Source organism: Paenibacillus campi (assembly GCF_034659835.1).
Taxonomy (GTDB): domain Bacteria; phylum Bacillota; class Bacilli; order Paenibacillales; family Paenibacillaceae; genus Saccharibacillus; species Saccharibacillus campi.
This window is the reverse complement of record NZ_JAXSQZ010000015.1, coordinates 43766-60000: the sequence shown is the minus strand read 5'-3', so window position 1 is coordinate 60000 and position 16235 is coordinate 43766. Positions and strand designations below refer to the sequence as shown.

The 16235-nt window shown below is 48.4% G+C and carries 15 protein-coding genes (1 of these 15 cut by a window edge); all 15 read right to left on the bottom strand.

The genetic code is table 11. From position 1 onward, the window contains the following. Nucleotides 1-1277, bottom strand: the 5' portion of a protein-coding gene (lysS, locus tag U1I11_RS21235; RefSeq protein ID WP_322908082.1) for a lysine--tRNA ligase. It extends 262 nt beyond the left edge of the window; only the first 1277 of its 1539 coding nucleotides appear in the window; the start codon lies at nucleotides 1275-1277; the stop codon falls past the left edge of the window. Between the two features lie 561 nt (nucleotides 1278-1838). Then, nucleotides 1839-2315, bottom strand: a complete 477-nt coding sequence (gene greA, locus U1I11_RS21230) for a transcription elongation factor GreA (protein WP_322908081.1) — start codon at nucleotides 2313-2315, stop codon at nucleotides 1839-1841. 498 nt (nucleotides 2316-2813) lie between these two features. After that, the gene (dusB, locus tag U1I11_RS21225) at nucleotides 2814-3866 is read right to left on the bottom strand and encodes a tRNA dihydrouridine synthase DusB (protein WP_322908088.1); all 1053 of its coding nucleotides are present in this window, start codon (nucleotides 3864-3866) and stop codon (nucleotides 2814-2816) included. Between the two features lie 357 nt (nucleotides 3867-4223). Continuing rightward, a complete protein-coding gene (folK, locus tag U1I11_RS21220) occupies nucleotides 4224-4766 on the bottom strand; it encodes a 2-amino-4-hydroxy-6-hydroxymethyldihydropteridine diphosphokinase (protein WP_322908080.1) in 543 nt (180 codons plus the stop codon). 10 nt (nucleotides 4767-4776) lie between these two features. Then, nucleotides 4777-5139: a dihydroneopterin aldolase gene (gene folB / locus U1I11_RS21215; protein ID WP_322908079.1), complete on the bottom strand. Its 363-nt coding sequence runs from the start codon at nucleotides 5137-5139 to the stop codon at nucleotides 4777-4779. 36 nt (nucleotides 5140-5175) lie between these two features. Then, on the bottom strand, nucleotides 5176-6021 hold the full coding sequence (folP, locus tag U1I11_RS21210; RefSeq protein ID WP_322908078.1) for a dihydropteroate synthase: 846 nt from the start codon (nucleotides 6019-6021) through the stop codon (nucleotides 5176-5178). Next, complete coding sequence (locus U1I11_RS21205; protein WP_322908077.1) at nucleotides 6018-7043, bottom strand: aminotransferase class IV; 1026 nt, start codon at nucleotides 7041-7043, stop codon at nucleotides 6018-6020. Before U1I11_RS21205 ends, folP begins: the two co-directional genes overlap by 4 nt. Next, nucleotides 7040-7627 (bottom strand): anthranilate synthase component II, encoded by a 588-nt coding sequence (locus U1I11_RS21200; RefSeq protein WP_322908076.1) that lies wholly within the window; start codon nucleotides 7625-7627, stop codon nucleotides 7040-7042. Before U1I11_RS21200 ends, U1I11_RS21205 begins: the two co-directional genes overlap by 4 nt. Next, the gene (locus U1I11_RS21195) at nucleotides 7624-9285 is read right to left on the bottom strand and encodes an anthranilate synthase component I family protein (RefSeq protein WP_322908075.1); all 1662 of its coding nucleotides are present in this window, start codon (nucleotides 9283-9285) and stop codon (nucleotides 7624-7626) included. The genes U1I11_RS21200 and U1I11_RS21195 overlap by 4 nt, the downstream gene beginning before the upstream one ends. Nucleotides 9286-9505: 220 nt before the next feature. Then, complete coding sequence (gene cysK, locus U1I11_RS21190) at nucleotides 9506-10444, bottom strand: cysteine synthase A (RefSeq protein WP_322908074.1); 939 nt, start codon at nucleotides 10442-10444, stop codon at nucleotides 9506-9508. A 147-nt stretch (nucleotides 10445-10591) separates the two neighbouring features. Then, complete coding sequence (locus tag U1I11_RS21185) at nucleotides 10592-11509, bottom strand: peptidylprolyl isomerase (RefSeq protein ID WP_322908073.1); 918 nt, start codon at nucleotides 11507-11509, stop codon at nucleotides 10592-10594. A 15-nt stretch (nucleotides 11510-11524) separates the two neighbouring features. Then, entirely contained in the window at nucleotides 11525-12418 is an 894-nt protein-coding gene (gene hslO, locus U1I11_RS21180; protein WP_322908072.1) for an Hsp33 family molecular chaperone HslO, read from the bottom strand. A gap of 201 nt (nucleotides 12419-12619) precedes the next feature. Beyond that, nucleotides 12620-13417, bottom strand: a complete 798-nt coding sequence (locus U1I11_RS21175) for a type III pantothenate kinase (protein ID WP_322908071.1) — start codon at nucleotides 13415-13417, stop codon at nucleotides 12620-12622. A gap of 6 nt (nucleotides 13418-13423) precedes the next feature. Then, nucleotides 13424-14290 carry a carboxylating nicotinate-nucleotide diphosphorylase gene (gene nadC, locus U1I11_RS21170; RefSeq protein WP_322908087.1) on the bottom strand — a complete coding sequence of 289 codons (867 nt, stop codon included), beginning with the start codon at nucleotides 14288-14290 and terminating at the stop codon, nucleotides 13424-13426. Then, nucleotides 14280-16124, bottom strand: coding sequence for an L-aspartate oxidase (gene nadB, locus U1I11_RS21165; RefSeq protein WP_322908086.1), 1845 nt, complete (start codon nucleotides 16122-16124; stop codon nucleotides 14280-14282). Before nadB ends, nadC begins: the two co-directional genes overlap by 11 nt. Nucleotides 16125-16235: the final 111 nt, after the last annotated feature.

Genomic DNA, 16235 nt, shown 5'->3' with positions numbered 1-16235 from the left:
CGCGCTACGATAAACAACTCGAAGCGATCGGTGAAACGAGGGTCTGCTTCATTTCTTTTCGCCAGTGGGGAGATTTCAACCGGATGACCGGTAATGAATGTCGGCTGAATCAATGTCTCCTCAACAAACTCCTCAAAAAATGCATTTAAAATATGACCGAATGTCATATGTGGCTCCACTTTGACGCCATGCTCTTGGGCAAGCTGTTGTGCTTGCTCATCGGTCATGTGTACGCCGAAGTCTACACCTTTTACTTCTTTTACCGCATCTACCATCGATACACGGCGCCATTGCGGCGTCAGATCGACTTCATGTCCTTGATACTCAATCCGATTTGTGCCCAGCACTTCCTGAGCGATATGAGCGACCATATTTTCGGTCAGGCTCATAATGTCTTTGTAATCTGCATACGCTTCATACAGTTCGATCATCGTAAATTCTGGATTATGGCGTGTCGAGATACCTTCGTTACGATAGACGCGACCAATCTCGTATACCTTCTCAAGACCACCAACGATCAGACGTTTCAAATGAAGCTCGATTGCGATCCGCATATAAAGCTGCATATCCAGTGCATTATGATGTGTAATAAATGGTTTCGCCGCTGCGCCACCAGCAATGCTATGCAAAGTCGGTGTTTCAACTTCCAGATAGCCGAGCGAATCCAGGTAACGGCGCATCGATTGAATAATACGGGAACGCGTAATAAATGTACGCTGTACTTCCGGGTTGACGATCAGATCGACATAACGCTGACGATAGCGCAGTTCGACGTCTTTGATCCCGTGGTATTTGTCCGGTAATGGCAGCAGGGATTTGGTGAGTACTTCCAGTTCTAGCACTTTGATGGACGTTTCGCCTGTTTTCGTTTTGAAGACGGTACCTTTGATACCGACGATATCGCCCAGATCAAGGATTGTAAATGCTTCGTATTGCGCTTCAGAAACGGTATCTTTACGCACATAAATTTGAATACGTCCGCTCAAGTCTTGAATATGTGCAAAGCTGGCTTTACCCATTACACGTTTGGTCATAATCCGACCAGCCAGACTTACGGTCACTTGTTTTTGCTCCAGTTCTTCTTTGGTAAGTGTATCATACGTGCTCAGCACATCGCTTGCAGTGGACGTACGGATATACTTTTTGCCAAATGGATCAATGCCCAATGCGCGCAGCTCATCCAGCTTCGCCCGGCGCACCTTGAGCAGTTCGTTCATTTCGCTTTCGCTTATTACGGTTTCTTCCTGTTGACCAGGGTTCAATGTTTCATCAGACATCGCTGAATTTCAACTCCTTCAATAAAATACATATGCGTCATAATGTTAAGACACCAGTTCACCCTGAACACTGCATGATCGTATGCCATATATCGTTTGTTGTTAGCGATAAAGCGATCTGTTGCAACAACGTATGCAGGCACATATCCGTCAGGCTCCATATCACGATGTACAGCTATCAATGCAGTATATGTTTCGGCATCGATCCATCGCACATCTATGCCGATAAACAGCAGTAAGGGCGAAACATCCAAACGGTTATTTTTCCCGTTCATTTCATATGGCACATAGTTATAGTTTACTTGATTTGAACTGAAACTGAAATCCGCAAAACAGTAATGGAGCGGAATTTCAGTATCATTTCAAGAAAAAAGCTCCCTTAACGGAAGCTTTTTCATACATGAAGCATTTTAGGCTGTACAGCATAGAGATAATGGAGCGGAATATTCGTACGTCTGATGAAGCATACCCGAACATGTACCTCTATGCTCGAATTGGACATTTCCTTGTAAGTATAATGGGCATACGTATGTCCGCTGAAGCGATAGCTTGCCTGGAAAATTATTTCTTAATTTCAATGATTTTGTACTGGATCATACCAGCAGGTACGCTTACATCTACAACCGTACCTTTCTTTTTGCCCAAAATCGCTTTGCCGACAGGGCTTTCGTTGGAAATTTTATTTTGCGAAGGATCGGACTCTGCGGAACCGACGATCGTATATTCCATCGTATCGCCAAATTCCAAGTCTTCTACAATTACAGTTGCACCGATGCTCACTGCATCTGTATCGATCTCGTCACTGTTAATGATGCGTGCGTTGCGCAGCATCTTTTCCAGTGTAATGATGCGTCCTTCGATGAATGCTTGTTCGTTCTTAGCATCTTCATACTCGGAGTTCTCACTAATATCGCCATATCCGATGGCAACTTTGATACGTTCTGCAACCTCGCGGCGTTTTACGGATTTGAGGTTTTCGAGTTCGTCTTCCAGCTTCTTCAGACCGTCCTGTGTCAAAATGACTTCTTTATCGCTCATCTTAACCAAATCTCCTGTCATGTGAATAATTTTCAAAAATTTCAAAAATTCGCTTTCGGGGCTTCCCGCATGAATGTTAGCCGGTCGTTCGAAAGCAGCGAAGATTCATACAAGATCGCAAAAAAGGTAATTGTACCGGGAAATCTCCCAGAAGCTATATCAAATCTAACCATTAGGGCATGTACTCAAACACATTAGCCAATTTAAGCTTTAATTTCGGCTTAAATTTGAATTGTTACGAAAACGATCAGCTCGGTTTCCGTAATCTGGCGGCTAATTGCGTCTTTTGCATACAAACCGTTGCTCAGGCAAATTTATACTGCAAAAGTATATGGGAATGATTATGAAATGTCAATAAAAAGGACCCCGCCTGGCGCTACTGCACCAAATGGGGTCTTGACGAAGCGAATAACCGCTACCAAACAACGTGTTTGCCCATCATACCTACCGACACTGTATCCAGCAACTATCGGCAGTAGAATTGCATATTTTGACTGACTATACCGATGCTGGCGCAGTAGTCGCACATTGTACTTGGACAAACGGTACTGCTTCATGGTCGGCAGCAGAGCCGATATGATCCGGTAAGTCTGCGAGGAACTTGTGCAAAATTCGTACCATTTCGTCACGTTTCGTTTCTTCCATAATAGAATCCTTGATGCTGGCGGAGCCTTTGACACCTTTTAAATACCAAGACAGATGTTTACGCATCTCGCGTACAGCGACAATTTCACCTTTTAATGCAATTAGACGATCCATATGCAAAATAGCAATGCGAATCTTCTCCTCAGCCGTCGGGTCTGGCGCCAGCTCACCGGTGTTCAAATATTGTACGGTGCGATACAGCATCCACGGATTGCCAAGTGCACCGCGTCCGATCATAACGCCGTCGCAGCCTGTCGTTTCCAGCATCCGTTTGGCATCTTCCGGTGTGACCACATCACCGTTGCCGATGATCGGAATAGAAACGGACTCTTTTGCCTGTTTAATATACGACCAATCCGCTTGACCGGTATAAAGTTGCTGACGTGTGCGTCCGTGCACACTGATCGCTTTGCCGCCAGCAGCTTCGACCGCTTGCGCATTATCGACGATATAAATATGATCATGATCCCAGCCGATGCGCATTTTGACCGTGACTGGCTTGCTCACATTGGCGACAACGGCAGCGACCATTTCGTTAATTTTGTTCGGATCAAGCAGCCAGCGTGCGCCTGCATCGATTTTGTTAATTTTCGGTGCAGGACAGCCCATATTAATATCGATAATATCGGCATTGGTATCCTGATCGACAACTTTCGCCGCTTCTACCAATGAATGACGATCTCCGCCAAAAATTTGCAAGCTTAGCGGTTTCTCGCGCTCATCCACAAACAACATCTCATAGGTACGTTTGTTGCCGCTCAAAATCGCTTTGTCACTAACCATTTCGGCACAGACTAAGCCGGTTCCAAACTCTTTGGCGATCAGGCGAAAGGCGGGATTGCATACGCCAGCCATCGGGGCGAGCACGACGCGGTTTTTCAGTTTAATATCACCGATTGTTAGCATCGGATGATTCACTCCTTTGGCTTCTGCTTCCGTCATACGATGATGCCCGCCATTATGCGGTTATCGTAGATAGCAGTTTGTTGCATAGCTTACTAATAAGATATACATTTGCATTTACCATTATCGTCAGTTTATAAAAATAGAGCTGTATCTGTTACATGTCTATTGCTCAGATGGCGGTACATCCATCCCAATGATGAAAAGGTGCACGCAAAATTAGATTACAGAGATCGATATCCAAATGATGCACGATACGCGCCGATTCAAACAAGCGACTGGTTCTATTGTTCATAACGTCGTTACAACGATGTTGTGTTGGTAGCAGTAACTACTATAACAAACGGCATAACATGCCGATTAATTCCATTTGGCAGGCAGTGATAATGAACAGGCATGTACATAATGAATAGGTTGATCTTGTACATGCTGAATGGCATCATTTACAAGCGTGTATAGCTCTGGTACTTCTGTTTGCCGGATCAGCTCATGTAGCGGCACGAGCACAAAGGCGCGCTCACACATACGCGGATGTGGCAACTGCAAGCGCTCCGTCTCTATATGCCTATGATCCATCCATAACAAATCCAGATCGACTGTACGCGGACCCCAACGAATAGTACGCACACGTCCAAGCTGACTTTCAATCTCAAGCATAATGTCCAACAGCTCTAACGGCTGTAGTGTTGTCGATATCCTAATCACCATATTGTAAAAAGCAGGCTGATCGGTATAACCAACCGGTGCGGTATCATACACACCGGAACAGCGTTGTACCGCAATCTGCGGATGGCTGTGCAACAGTTCAATTGCATCATATAATGTTTGCTCGCGATCGCCCAAATTGGCACCTAAAGCAATATAAGCCTCTGACGATCCAGAGGAATGAGAATAGTTTATCATGTGCATACGCTCACTTTCGTGTACGCCGCAACTCTACAGTTACCCCCTGAAAGTGAATATCAAACGGCGGATGCGGCTTAGTCACTCGAACGGTCAATCCATTTATCCCGGTATAAGCTTCCAACAAAACCGAGGCAATGCATTCCGCTAGCGCTTCGATCAATTGAAATGATTTTGTTTCAACGACCGTTTTTACTTTTTCATGAATCTCGGCATAGTTAATCGTCGCGTCCAACTGATCGGTGCGTCCAGCTTCAGACAGATCAAGCTCTAGCTCCAAATCAATATAGAAACGCTGACCGAGCTTACGCTCCTCCTCAAATACGCCATGATAGCCGTAATACTCCATCCGAGTTAGTATCATTTTATCCATAACGCTCATTCCCTTCATCATAGCTGACAGCAGGCGCTATCCGCCCTTATGCAGCATCGCATCACACATCATTGCCAGCTTTTTGTTTGCACGCACATCGTGCACACGGATCATGCCGCAGCCTTGTGCGATACCGAATGCTGTCGTTGCCAGCGTCCCTTCCACCACATCATCGGCATCCGCATCCAGTACGCCGCGAATAAATCGTTTGCGGGACGTGCCTAGCAGCAGCGGGTAACCGAGCGAATGCAGCTCATCAAGACGGCGCATTAACTGTAGATTGTGCGCCCCTGTTTTGGCAAAACCGATGCCTGGGTCCAAAATGATCTGCCCTGGATCAATACCTGTAGCAATTGCCTGCTCGATCCGCTGCTCCAGATCGCTGCGCACATTAACAGCGAGATCATCATAGTCCATATTGTGGCGATTATGCATTAAAATATACGGGCAGCCTAGCTGTGCTACCACTTCAAACATCCGTTCATCCGCCATCCCGCCCCATACATCGTTAACGATATGGGCACCGGCTTGAATCGACTGGCGGGCGACTTCGGCTTTATACGTATCGATCGAAAGCGGAAGTTGTGGCAACTGCTTATGCAGTGCTGCAATGACTGGCAGTACACGGCTTAATTCCTCCGCCTCCGATACGGGCGCATGGCCCGGACGCGTCGACTCACCGCCGATATCGATTACATCTGCCCCTTCTGCGACCATTTGCAGCGCATGTGCAACCGCACGCTCTACCGATGTATAATTACCACCATCGGAAAAAGAGTCCGGTGTAATATTTAAAATGCCCATAATTTTGGTCGTCCGATCCAGTGTGAGGCTGGCGGTACCAAATTGATATTCACGGACAGGATATAGTGGCTGTTTCACGTTCGGTAAGCCTCTCTTTCATAAGCGGTGCAAAGCATAGCGGTATACATACCTATCGCTCCGTTGCCGATCTGATGCTCACGCTCATCTTCAAGCAGACGGACGATTGGCACGATTTCCTGCACCGAATTGGTGACAAATATTTCGTCTGCATCGATCAGCTGCTCCCAAGTGTACAGCCCCTTTTCCAGGGGCAAGCCGATCCGTTGAGCCAGCTCCATCACAAATGCTCGTGTGATGCCAGGCAATATGCCGGTATCGACGGAAGGTGTATACAGACCGTTTGCTTGTACAAAAAATACATTGCTGACGATGCCTTCCGCCAGATGTCCTTCCGCAGTCAACATTAAGCCTTCGACCGCTGTGGCAGGTGCGTCGGCATACAATGCTAACTCACGCTTGCCGAGAATGCTGTTCATATAATGTAGTGATTTGAGGCGAATATCGCCCTCTGGTGTGTTGCGTACGGTGTGCAGACGACGCAGCGATTTCGTTGGACGCTGCACTGTGGGAATAGGAACAGATTTAATTGGAGTGCGCTCGCTATCATCTGTAAGTCGGTCTGTTCCATGATCAGCATTGAAGCCTTCGATCGCCGTATTCATTTGGCTTTGCTGCACACGTCCAGCCGTTGCCGTATTCTCGGCTGGACGGATAGATGCAGACGGCAATGCTTTGGCATAAATAATCGTGTTTGGTTTAGCATAGGCACCGGACGGCAAACCGAGTATGTCCTCGCCTGCCGATACGGTATAACGCAAATAGGCTTCCTGTAAACCATTGGCGTGCATGAGCTCTTGCAGTTGCCGTTCTGCCTGCTCCGTTGTGATCGACCAATGGATGCCGAGCGAATCGCAACTTGCCTGTAACCGCCGCAAATGCCGCTCTAGCAAAAACGGACGTCCATTGTACGTGCGCATCGTTTCAAATAAACCCATTCCATATAAGAAGCCGTGATCCATGACGGATACCACGGCTTGCTCGCTCGGTGTGATGACACCGTTTATGCTAACATAGTTCATACGTTGGCTGCTTTATCCACTTTACGGCTCAGGAAATTGCGCAAAATGGTATGACCGTGATCGGTCACAATCGATTCCGGATGAAATTGTACGCCTTCGATCGCATATTCCTTATGCCGCAAGCCCATAATTTCACCTTCGGCTGTCTCGGCTGTAATTTCCAAGCTATCCGGCAAGCTGCTGCGCTCGACGATTAAAGAATGGTAACGTGTAGCCGTAAATGGCGACGGCAGATTCTCGAATACCGAGGTCGCTTCGTGGATAATTGGCGATGTTTTCCCATGCATTAATCGCTCCGCCCGAATCACATTGCCGCCAAATGCTTGTCCGATCGCCTGATGTCCAAGACATACGCCAAAAATCGGAATTTCGCCTTTAAACGTCTGGATCACATCGATCGTAATGCCCGCTTCGGTCGGTGTGCATGGACCTGGTGACAGCAAAATATGGTCAGGATTCAATTCACGAATGCCGTCCATATCGATCTCATCATTGCGGCGTACGACAACTTCCTCACCTAGTTCACCGAGGTATTGCACCAAATTGTACGTAAAGGAATCATAGTTATCAATTACAAGTATCATCGTTGATCCTCCCTTTTCTGCCGAAGACACTCTTGCTGTTCACTCAGCATGACCGCTCTGGCTAAAGCTCTCGATTTGTTAAAGCATTCACGGTATTCCCGATAAGGGTCGGAATCGATGACGATGCCCGCCCCAGCCTGCATATAAGCGATATCATCTTTGACGGTTAATGTTCGGATAATAATATTTAATTCCATATTGCCGCTATAGTCAATCCAACCCATTGAACCGGTATAAGCACCGCGTCTCGTTTGCTCCAGTTCCTCAATAATTTCCATCGTGCGAATTTTAGGTGCTCCGGTAATCGTACCGCCTGGAAATACGGCTGCAATGACATCATACACATCTTTATCATCGGCAAGCTCGGCTTCAACGCCGGATACGAGATGCATCACATGCGAATAACGCTCAATCGTCATCAGCTCCGGTACACGGACACTACCATAACGAGCGATGCGTCCCAGATCGTTACGCTGCAAATCGACGAGCATAATATGCTCGGCACGTTCCTTTTCCGTATGCAACAGCTCTTGCTCCATCGCCACATCTTCCTGCTCGGTCGTGCCGCGCCGCCGTGTGCCTGCAATCGGACGCGCCGCTACCGCACCATCGCGTACAGACACGAGTAGCTCCGGTGAAGCGGATACCAATTGAAAGCCGGGTAAACGCAATAAGCCCATATAAGGAGACGGATTGGTCAGCCGCAGCCATTCGTAGATCGATTCCGGTGTACTTTCAATCGTACGCTGACTGCGCAGCGACAAATTCACCTGAAACACATCGCCCTGTCCGATATAACGCTGTACCGCACGAACCGCTTGCTGGAATGCTTCCTGCTGAAAACCGGTCGTAAAGCCATACCCTTCTGTACGGGAATCGGTCACCGCTGCCGGATGCTGGTGCAGCAGTTCACGGCGCTGTGCGTCTGCCATATGGACAGCAGACAACCACTGCTGCCATTGCTTTGCCATCTGCGCTGCAATCTGTGCCGCCTGCTCATAGTATAAAGAACAATTATCCGCTGCTGGCGCTTGTTGATGCTGTTCATCCATGATAGGCATGAGCGGCAAGTGTACACAGCAATACAGTACTTTTTCCAAATGATCTACGACCCATAAGCGATCAAAACGCAGCCATACATATTCCGGCAAACCGAGTTCATTGGACAACCGATCCGGTAAACGTTCCAGCGAACGGGCGATATCATAACTAAGAAAGCCTGCACAGCCGCCGGTAAATGGCGGCGCTGCTTCGACGCGTGGTGCACGGTAACGAGACATCCATTGCCGCAACACGTCCAGCGGCTTGCCGTTATGCTGCTTAACTTCATCTATTACCGGCGCTTCCGTTGTCTGCTGCCGGGATGCAGGTGCATCCGTTGTCGAACATACTGCCTTGTCCAGCAGCAGTTCTCTTTCCTCTGCACGTTCCAGATCGCCGCTCATGATACCGGAAGGCTGCAAGCCCAAATACGTATATCGTCCGCTCTTGCCATTTTCCAGCAATATGGAATGTGGAAAATGCTCACTCCACAGCACTTCCCAGCTATTCGGCAGCAATTGTTCATTTAGCGGCATGCGCAGCAAATACGGCAGATGCGTATAATCTTCCAGACTCCATTGTTCCCACTGCTGTAATGATATGCATACTTTGGTCAACCGTTGTTCCTCCAACCTAATCATGTTTAGTTTGTCGTTAGTATACTAAAGCACGGTGGAATTGAGAAGACTATTCGTTGCTTCTATACATAAAGAAGCCTATATACAATCAAAAAGCCTCTGTCACAAATCCGAAGACTTGAACAGAGGCTTAACGCATGGCATTAGCAGCAACAGCGATCATCATTAAGACGATGCGCGATTACGTAGCCATTCGATTTTAAGCTTCAAAATTGTACAGTGGTGTACTCAAGTAACGCTCACCATTACTTGGAATAATAACGACGATCCGTTTACCTTTGCCGAGTTCTTTGGCGACTTTCAGTGCAGCATGGATAGCCGCACCAGAGGAAATGCCGGACAATACGCCTTCTTCCTTCGCCACAAGACGTGCGACTTCAAATGCTTCATCATTCTCAACGTGAATGATCTTGTCATACACATCACGATTTAGAATTTCCGGAATAAAGTTGGCGCCGATCCCTTGAATTTTGTGGGGACCTGGTTGTCCGCCTGCCAAAATTGGCGATGCTGCTGGCTCAACGGCATAAATTTTAATGTCAGGGAAACGCTCTTTCAGCACTTCACCTGCACCTGTAATCGTACCACCTGTACCGATACCCGCGATAAACGCATCCAGCGTACCGCCGATCGAATCGATCGCTTCAACGATTTCCGGGCCTGTCGTTTCGCGGTGAATTTTAACGTTTGCTTTATTTTTAAATTGCTCAGCCATAAAATAGCCTGGGTTTTCTTGCAGGATACTTTCCGCCTTTTTGACCGCGCCGTTCATGCCTTCCGAACCCGGAGTCAGCACCAGTTCAGCACCGTAAGCACGCAGCAGGTTGCGACGCTCCAAACTCATCGTTTCCGGCATTACGATCACGCATTTGTAACCTTTGGCGGCAGCGACCATCGCCAGACCGATCCCGGTGTTGCCGCTCGTTGCTTCAACGATCGTTCCGCCCGGTTTCAGAATGCCTTGTTTTTCCGCTTCTTCCACGATGCTAATCGCAATCCGGTCTTTAACGCTGGAACCTGGATTTTGATATTCCAGCTTCAGATAAATTTCTGCGCTATCTTCCGGTACCACACGATTCAAACGAACGAGTGGAGTTCCTCCGATCAACTCTGTCACATTATTTACGACTTTTGCCATGCCTGTTGCCCTCCTTCAAATGATAGAACGTAGCGGTGATTACATGCTATATGTGTTGTCTATGCTAATCCGAGTAAAACAGTAGGTATTAATATAATTAATATTATCAATACGCTAAGGCATTGTCAATGTTACAGTGACACAATCCTACGGTTTGACCGATAAAATATAAGCACCGTACTTTTTGCGTAGTTCCTGCTCGATTTCAATTAGTGGTTTTGCTTGTTCAAGCGCGATTTTGCGGCGTGCTGTGTCTGCACTAATTTCCAAATGCGCCGATTGGGGCTGGCGAATATCAAGCACTTGCACGACCGCATAACCGCCGCTGGCAAGCATGATCGGACCTACGATATCGCCCGGTTGCATCGACTGAATCGCTCGCATCACTTCAGGCGGCTGAAACGGATCATCATTGTCAATCCAGCCTAACTTGCCGCCTTTGTCAGCGGAAAACTTGTCCGTCGACAACGCTTTGGCAATATCGGCAAATGTATCGCCTTTTTGCAGCCGCTGCACCGCTTCGCTGGCACTATCTGCATCATCCGTTTTGATCCATGCCAGTTCGTATTGGCGCTTTTCATCGCTTTTTTGTGCATTTTGCTTCATATACTGATTGACCTGTTCATCGCTTACCTCGATATGCACGGTAGCGATCTTTTCCAACTCGATCTGGTATTTGGATTCTTCGCGCAAGTCTTGACGACTAAGCCCAAACTGAGTGCTCATTTCTTTATAAAATGTATCTGGCGAGCTGTAGCCGCTCATCCGCTCTTGCAAATTATCGTCGATCTCCTGCTCGCTCACTCCGATATGGAGCGCCTGCGCTTCTTTTGCTACCACACGTCGGTTCATCATTTGGAGCAAAATCTCTTGCCCGTATCTTTTCTTCAATTCGGCGGTCCATTGGTCGTCACTGATCGTGTCGTCGCCTACGACAGCTACTGCGGAATGGCTGCTGCCGGAATGCTGAACTGCCCGGATGACCCAATAGGCTCCGAGCAGCATAATAATGACTATGATCAAGACCATGACGGCTGTCCATAAGGGTGATTTATGCTTCGTCATATGTCTTGGATTCCCTTAATTTTTCGCTTCAGCGAGCAGCTTTTCCAGATCAGCGTGCTGAAACTGGTACTTCTCATTACAGAAGTGACAGACGACTTCAGCCTGCCCTTCTTCTTCAATCAACTGGGTCAGTTCATACTCGCCCAGACTGACTAGCGTTTGTTCCACACGTTCACGTGAGCAGGAGCATTTAAACACGATGTCCATTTGATCCATAATCTCAACGTCCGGCAGCACACGTTTCAGCATATCTTCCAGCTCCAACCCTTGCTCCAGCAACGTCGTAACCGGTGGCAGCGAAGACAATGCCTGCTCGATCGCATCGATCTCGCTATCGGTCAGACCTGGCAATAGCTGCAAAATAAAGCCGCCCGCCACGATGACGGCATTGTCTGTATTGACGAGTACGCCTACACCGACCGCAGACGGCGTCTGCTCAGACGTCGCAAAATAATACGTAAAATCTTCGCCTAGCTCGCCTGAAACGATTGGCACACTGCCACGATAAGGCTCTTTCAGACCGAGGTCTTTGATCACATATACAAAACCTTCCGTCCCCACCGCACCGGCGACATCCAGTTTGCCCATCGCATTGCTTGGCAAATGAACATGCGGATTGTCCACATAACCGCGCACTTCCCCTTTGGCATTAGCATCGGCTACGATTTGACCGATCGGGCCATTGCCTTTCACTTGCAAAGTCAGCTTTTCTTCGCCTTTAAGCATCGCGCCCATCATCGCCGCTGTGCTCAGCGTCCGTCCCATTGCCGCTGTGGCGGTTGGCCACGTATCATGGCGCTGGCGCAGCTCCTCTACCAGCTCTGTAGAGCGCACGGCAAATGCGCGCACTTTGCCACCTAGTGCCATACCGCGAATCAAACGATCCGTTTTGTGATTATGTTGTTCCATCTATAATAAACCCCTCTCGATTGTACATCGCTTGATGCTTGGATAAATTGGCTTCTGTTATGCATACATAGTCTATTATATTGCACATTACCCGATAATTCGAATACGATTGCAAAATAAACGCCCATACTGTCCAGTTTCAGCAACTTCTATTGTAATTAGACGTTAAACTGTAGTCAAAAGTTTTGCAAATTATAGATGTTACTGCTCCGTACGCGGTAAATGACGATGGGACGTACGATTTCGTTCATAAATGAGACGCAGACCTTCCAGCGTAAGCAGCGGATTGACCTCGCTCACCGTTTCCGTTTCGTCTGCAATCAATGTCGCCAAACCTCCGGTTGCGACTACACGCGCTTCTTCACCTAACTCATTGCGAATACGCTTAACGATACCATCCACCTGTCCGGCATAACCATAAATAATACCCGCCTGCATCGCATGTACCGTATTGCGCCCGATAACACGGCGCGGCTTTTCCAGTTCGATATTCGGCAGCTTGGAGGCGCGCTGATACAATGCTTCAGTGGAAATAGCGATTCCCGGTACGATCGCACCGCCCAAATAGTTGGAACCGGCATCGATACAATCGAATGTCGTTGCCGTCCCAAAATCGACTACGATAACCGGGCTGCCGTAAATCGCAATCGCTGCTACCGCATTGGCAATCCGGTCAGCGCCCACTTCACGCGGATTCTCATAACGCAAATTCAGACCGGTGCGTATGCCCGGTCCGACAATTATAGGAGTATGATGCAAATATTTCTCACACATTTCCTCAAGCGTATGCATAATCGAAGGCACCACGGATGAAATGATAATGCCTTCCAGCTTCTCTGCTGCCACACCGGACATTTGAAACAGTTGGTGAATCGTCACGCCATATTCATCCGGTGTCGCCTGGCGATTGGTGCTGATACGAAAATGGTGCAGCAGGCTCTCTCCTCTATACATGCCAAATACGATATTCGTATTGCCAATATCAATCACCAGTATCAATACGGGTCACTCCTTCTTTTTCGCTCCCAGATCAAGGCTAATATCCAAGTTATCAAACGAATACGTCAGCCGTCCGACCGATATAATATCTATACCCGTTTCCGCCAGTCCACGAATAGTGTCCAGCGATACATTGCCAGATGCTTCAATGCGCACATGTGGGCTATAGCTACGAATGCGTGCGACCGCTTCGCTCATAAACGACGGCTCCATATTGTCCAGCATAATAATATCGGCACCACTGCTTAGCGCCTCATTCACCTGTTGCAATGATTCCGTTTCCACTTCGATCGTCATCGTATGCGGAATGACCGCACGCGCTGCTTGTACCGCTTCAGTAATGCCGCCAGCCGCTTTAATATGATTATCCTTGATCATGACCGCATCGTACAGACCGAAGCGATGATTCGCTCCGCCGCCCACACGGACGGCATACTTCTCCAGCATACGATGTCCAGGTGTCGTTTTGCGTGTATCGACTAGACGTACCGGCAAATCTTTAATTCGGCTCACATATTCAGCGGTACGAGTGGCGATGCCTGACATCCTTTGCAGCAAATTTAAAGCTAGTCTTTCTCCGGTCAGTAGCGAGTGAGTGCTACCTTCCACTTCTGCTATAATATCACCTTTTTCCAAAACCTGTCCTTCTGTAGCGACAGCATGAAATCGAAGCTCCGGGTCAACGGTGCGAAACACATGCTCCGCTACAGGCAAACCAGCTAGTACGCCCGCCTGCTTGGCATGGATGACGGCACGGCTCTGATGTCCTTGCGGCACCGTCACCGCTGTCGTCACATCACCTGAACCGACATCCTCCTGTAACCATAGCTTGATCCATGAAGTAAGCCCTTCCTGATATCCGTTAAACATGATCGATTGTCTCCTCCATTAGCCCGTTATGAATATGCTGAATCGTATGCTTATGCCAATCATTATCATCACGCTGTGGGAAATCATCCCGATAATGACCGCCCCGACTTTCTTGCCGATGCACTGCCGCCTGCAAAACAAGCAAACCGGTCGTCACCATATTGTCCAGTTCGCGATATTGACGTTTATGTTCAGCGTCTGCCTGACTAGTAGAATACCGATTGTGCAGTTGCTGTTGCAGCTCTGTGAGCTGCTGAATCCCTTGTAGCAACTGCTGCTTATTACGCCGAATGCCCGCGCACGTCGTCATGGAATGTTGCAGTTTTAGCCGAAGCTGCGACAAAGGCAAAGACGCTGCGCTCGCTAAAACTGGCTGCTCGGACAACTGTACGCCATGCTGCGCGATAAGCGGCTCATCCGTGCCAAGCGGAGCGGTAGCTGTTGCCTGAACCGATGGAGCCGTCGATAAACCGACACTAACAAACGGTAGCGATCCGTTCAATTGCAGAGCGGTTTCAGCAGAGGTTGTGAATTTATTTACATTTATATGCTCATTAAAATGAACCGACTTTCCTGCCTCACTTCTATCCAATGCATGGAATGACGCAGCTACCGGTTCCAGTTCCCGTACATAGTCAGCAATCCGGCTACCATATACGATCGCTTCTGACAGCGAATTGCTCGCCAATCGATTAGCGCCATGAATGCCAGTTGATGACACTTCACCACAGGCAAACAGACGTGCTACCGTACTCTCACCATGATGATCCGTACGGACACCACCCATCATATAATGCGCTGCCGGTGCTACCGGAATCCAATCCTGCGCCAAATTAATGCCATATTGCAAACATGTTCGATAAATAGTCGGAAAGCGCAGCGCCAGCTGTTGTTCCGGCTCATGCGTAATATCCAAATATACAAAAGCGCTCTGCTCTCGCTCCATCTCACTTACGATCGCACGCGCGACAATATCACGCGGTGCCAAATCGCGCAGCGGATGATACCGTTCCATAAATGCCTCACCGTGACGATTACGTAAAATCGCGCCTTCGCCACGTACAGCCTCAGAGACGAGGAAACGCGGCGCTCCTGGCTGGTAAAGCGCAGTCGGATGAAACTGTATAAACTCCATATCCCGTAGCTGCGCACCTGCACGGTAAGCGAGCGCGATGCCATCAGCAGTCGCTACTGCGGGGTTGGTCGTATGTTCATACAGTTGTCCGCTTCCACCGGTGCACAGTATAGTCGCATCGGCATAGACCGTCACCATTTCTCCATCCGGTCGCTGTACGATTGCACCGATACATTGACCATCTTCGGTCAACAGCTCGGTCGTAAAATGATGCTCCCATCGTTCAATCTGCGGCTGCTTCCGTACTCGTTGCGACAAAGCACGCACAATTTCATGTCCAGTCGAATCGCCGTTCGCATGCAAAATACGACGATGACTATGCGCACCTTCCCGGGTCAGCTCCAATTGTCCATCCCGGGCATCAAAGGCGGTGCCTAACCGAATCAGATCACGTACACGTATTGGTCCCTCCTGCACAAGCAGCTCTACCGCTGCACGATCACACAACCCTGCACCAGCAAGCAATGTGTCTTCCAAGTGAAATGCCGGAGCATCATCTTCCGCCATTACAGCAGCGATTCCCCCTTGTGCATAACGTGTATTACTTTCCATCAGCTTATCCTTTGTGATTAAGAGCACATTCTTGTATTCACTTGCTAAAATAGCGGTAAATAAACCGGCAATCCCCGTTCCAATCACCAACACATCGGTATGCACAACCGGGCTACGGTCTGTAGCGCGCTCTTGTCGCTCTGGCATCATAACGCCTGCCTTTCTTCCATCGAAATAACGACGATCCATCAGCATAATCGCTAGTATTACATTCATTTATCGTATATGCATATCGTTTAGGTACGATTACAAACAAGCTTG

Bases quoted from the DNA above. Each gene is read 5' to 3' on its own strand.
- greA (WP_322908081.1), bottom strand. From the start codon at position 2,315: ATGAGCGATAAAGAAGTCATTTTGACACAGGACGGTCTGAAGAAGCTG.
- dusB (WP_322908088.1), bottom strand. From the start codon at position 3,866: ATGCTAACAATCGGTGATATTAAACTGAAAAACCGCGTCGTGCTCGCC.
- folK (WP_322908080.1), bottom strand. From the start codon at position 4,766: ATGATAAACTATTCTCATTCCTCTGGATCGTCAGAGGCTTATATTGCT.
- folB (WP_322908079.1), bottom strand. From the start codon at position 5,139: ATGGATAAAATGATACTAACTCGGATGGAGTATTACGGCTATCATGGC.
- U1I11_RS21205 (WP_322908077.1), bottom strand. From the start codon at position 7,043: ATGAACTATGTTAGCATAAACGGTGTCATCACACCGAGCGAGCAAGCC.
- U1I11_RS21200 (WP_322908076.1), bottom strand. From the start codon at position 7,627: ATGATACTTGTAATTGATAACTATGATTCCTTTACGTACAATTTGGTG.
- cysK (WP_322908074.1), bottom strand. From the start codon at position 10,444: ATGGCAAAAGTCGTAAATAATGTGACAGAGTTGATCGGAGGAACTCCA.
- U1I11_RS21185 (WP_322908073.1), bottom strand. From the start codon at position 11,509: ATGACGAAGCATAAATCACCCTTATGGACAGCCGTCATGGTCTTGATC.
- hslO (WP_322908072.1), bottom strand. From the start codon at position 12,418: ATGGAACAACATAATCACAAAACGGATCGTTTGATTCGCGGTATGGCA.
- nadB (WP_322908086.1), bottom strand. From the start codon at position 16,124: ATGATGCCAGAGCGACAAGAGCGCGCTACAGACCGTAGCCCGGTTGTG.